Source organism: Anaerobiospirillum sp. NML120449 (assembly GCF_023051105.1).
In the GTDB taxonomy this organism is placed as follows: Bacteria; Pseudomonadota; Gammaproteobacteria; order Enterobacterales; family Succinivibrionaceae; genus Anaerobiospirillum.
Window position 1 is genome coordinate 1 of sequence record NZ_JALKIL010000083.1, and the last position, 3,871, is coordinate 3,871.

1 protein-coding gene is annotated in these 3,871 nt (G+C 49.6%); it reads left to right on the forward strand.

What is annotated here, in order from left to right; genetic code table 11:
• Nucleotides 1-183: 183 nt before the first annotated feature.
• Nucleotides 184-3,871 (forward strand): hypothetical protein (locus MXE41_RS12800; protein ID WP_247100852.1); only part of this gene is annotated, 3,688 nt, incomplete at its 3' end.

Here is a 3,871-nt window from a genome sequence, read left to right on the forward strand (position 1 = left end):
CAGTGTCCCGCATCAGACCACCACCGAAGTGAGGTGGTCTACAGGTTCCTGTGATTCCCTCTGAACTCTGACCGGCCAGCTCTGCCAGCCGGCATTTAAAAAAGCATTTCCAGTACGAGTCAGAGGCGCAGCAACAAGCCTCAGGCCAGAACGCCCACTTCATCAAAATTTTCAACAAACTAGATGAAACTTTCAAACAACGCCATCAAGTTCCTGATGGCTCAATATCGCGCAATCTACAAGAACGCCTACTTCAAGGGCATCGCCTCTGCCGTAGTCCTGACCGCAGGTATGGCTGCTGGCGCTGCTCAGGCTGCGACAGGCGATACAACTCCTGTTCAGAAAGAGCAGCTTCAGTCTGGTGCTTTTGCTACAAACATCGCAAAGCCAAACAAATCATTTGTAACTTATACTGATGGTAAAGCTGCATGGACAGCTGAAGCCCAAGGCAAGGTAGAGTGGAAGGCAGATCTGCACTCTGATGCTATATTTAATTCTGCAGCCAGCTCAATTACTTCTAAGAAAGAGGCCACTACATTAAGCGGCGAAGGCTCATTAACTATCAAACATGCTGCAAAGGCCGATGAATTCAAGTTTGCTTCCGCTGCTGACGCAACCTTGACTGTAGACATTGGAACAATTGATGTTCAAAAAGGTACTCTCAGTGCAGTAGCTTCTGGAGCAGTTGCAACAACTGTAAAAGCTGACACCATCAAAGTAGGTAGCGAAGGTGTTATTACAGCAAGTGGTAGTTCTGCAACAGTAGCTTCTACTATCGGTGACACTAAGTCTGTATATGAGCTTGCTGAGGGCGCAACAATTAACCTCGGTGCCAGCGGCGCCATGTTAGGTAACATATCTGATGCTTCTGGAGCAGCAATTAACTTTACAGGCGAAGGCGCTGTTCTTCAGGCTTATGGTAGCAATGTAAATGCAAATATTTCTGCGTCAAGTAAAACAGGCGTGATCACCCTTGCAGCTGATGACAAGAATACTCAAGCCAATGAAGGCCTTTTATCACTGACTGCTGGTAAGATTGCAATTGATTCTAATTCTGCTGCAGCCGGAATTACTCTCACATCAGGCACCCTTGAGCTTGCTCCATCAGTAGCAGTTGAGGTTAAAAATGCTGGAAATAATGCTGCAAAGCTGACAATCGGCTCAGGCTCAAAGACTCTTACCACTGTCAAGTTAAGCAAAGCTCAGTTTGACAAGTTTCTACAAGCTGCAAATGGTACAGTTGTAGTAGGAGCAAATGGCGCTATTTCTTTCAGCGATGAAGAGCAGGTAGATATCTCCTCCCTGAAGGTATCTGGTGGCGCTATCGATCAGGGCATTCAGATGTCCGGTTCCGGCTCCATTTATGCTGCCGACCTGCTGGTATCAAAGGCCATTACCAAGGATGGCAATAATACTGCAACTGATGCGAATACCAAACTTGCAATCAAGGCTGGTAAACTGACTCTTGGTAGCGACACCTATAAAGGGAAGGTCACTTTAGGATTCAGTGGTGCTACCGCAGAAGAGGTTACTTTTAAGTCTGATGGAGCTTTTGCCCTTGCTGACAAGGTAAACCTCTCTACCGCAAAGACCACCCCAACCGCCATTACCGGCAACGTACTTGTCTCCGGTGGAGCTCTGACTGTTGAGCAGGGTGCTTACTCTGCTGCTGATGGTATTGATGTAAGCGGTGGTACTGTTGCAGTAACCGCAGCTGCAGGCAAGACCGCCTTTCTTACCGTAACTGGTAACTTCAAGGCTCAGGCAGCAGACAACAGCGAGATTACTGTTAGCGGTTCTGGTGCAACCCTCGACTTAACCGGCGCTACAGTAACTGGAGTTGGTGAAACTGATAAGACCATCGCAATTGGTGTTACTGGCGGTACCTTAAAGCTCAAGGGAGTTGATGTTACCCAGCTGATGAGCACATCTAACAGTGGTGGTCTCTTCACTGTTTCCGGCAGTGGTGTAGTTGATGTTGATGCTTCAGCCGAAGAGCTGGTTCTTGATGCCACTAAGGTCAGCGGCACCGGTCTTGACGCTAAGGGATTCAACATCAGTGGCGGTAAGCTTGCTGTAAAGGGTTCCTTAGTTCTTTCAGGCGCAAGTGCTTCTATTGATGACGGCACCATTCAGGCTGATTCCCTTACCTTCAAGAACAACACTGTAAGCGTTGCTGCTGGTAACTATATTGCCCTGAGCTCACTTGGCGCTGTTAAAGCTGACGGCACCACCCCAACAGCATTAGGCCTGTCCGGAGCTGCAGTTACACTTGGCTCCAAGGATGCTCCAGATGCTGAAGGTACTCTGACCTCTGACATAACTGTAGGCTCTGGCACTGCTGCCACCCTCAACGTTACTGGCGGTGTATGGGGTGACCAGTCCACCAACATGACAGTTGATGTAACTGGCTCCAAGCTTCAGGTTGGTGGCTTCTATGCAAAAGCCACTGATGAAGCTGCTGGTAAGCCACCTGTAGCTGCAACCCTTAAGCTTGACACTCTTACTGGTACCGCCGGTACTGTTACAGTTGCTGAAGGTTCCAGCCTTGTTCTAAAGACTCTGAGCAATGCTGGTTCTACTATCACTATTGGTGAGGGTGCATCCGCTACCACCAATAAGCTCACCACCACCGGTGGCAAGCTGAATATCAGCGGCACCATGAGTGTTAAGGGTGATTCCACTGATGCGACCAATAAGGGTGTAAGCCTCGTTAAGGACAACAAGACTGTTGTTGTTACCGACAAGGGCTTCCTCGAGTTCGGTGCTACAGCAGTAGGCTCCATGCTTAATGCTGACGGTACTGACCTTGGCACCAGCCTCAATGGCTTTACTGCAGGTTCCATCGATCTCCAGACCGGCGGTACCGTAAAGTTTGGCTTTGATTCAGGTGTAACTCTTGATTCAACCGATCTGAAGAAACTGCGTGGCGTATTTGGCGTTGCTGACGGTGCTTTAACTGCTGGTGTTCTGGATCTTGGCAATGCCACCATTACCGGTGTTACTGGCGAGGGCGGTGTTGTCTCAGAAGACGGTACAGTCAAGTGGACAGACATCAAGGGCTTTGCTGACGTCAACTCAGACGTTGTTAACAAGGACCTGGCTGATGTTATCGTAACCAACATCTCTGAAGATGTACGTGGTAACTTCGGCTCTCTGCAGCAGGCCTCCGGCTCAACAGACGAGCAGATTGGCATTACCACTTCATCCAGCTTAAGTGGTGCTGATAAGAACAATGGTCTGTTTGCATCTGACTCCACTGGCAAGAAGGTTGTTGGTCTGAATGTCAAGAACGGCACCTTAACCCTGAACGACTCTGGTAAGGTCGGCAAGGTAACTCTTGCAAAGGGAGCTGTACTCAAGCTGAATGCTGGCCAGGCCGGTGCTATCACTGTACAGGGTGATGTTGCAGGTAACAGCGCAGAACTGCTGGTAAACACTGGCACTGCCAATGTAACTGGCGCTGCCAACATCGGCTTCCTTGACTCAGTTAAGGGCTCTACTTTAAATGCTGCTTCCTTAAATGCCTCCAGCGCTACCGACGAGAACACCATCAACGGTAACTTAAACGTTACTGGTGATGCCTCTTTCGCCGGCGCTCTTAAGCTCAGCGGTACTGCCTCTGTAGGCACCTTCACCGCCAAGAGCACTCTGGATACCGCCAAGGGCAGCGCTCTGAAGGTAACCACTGGTGCCTTTACTGCTGAAAAGGCTGTAGACGCCCTGGGCACCATTGAGGTAACTGGCTCCGGCTCAGTTGCCACTTTCAAGGCAGAAGCTGAGTTAGCAGCTGACGGTAACAAGTTTGTTGACGTCAACTTTGATATGGATGCCGCCATTCTGGGTAACACCGAGGCTGCCGGAAAGGTCA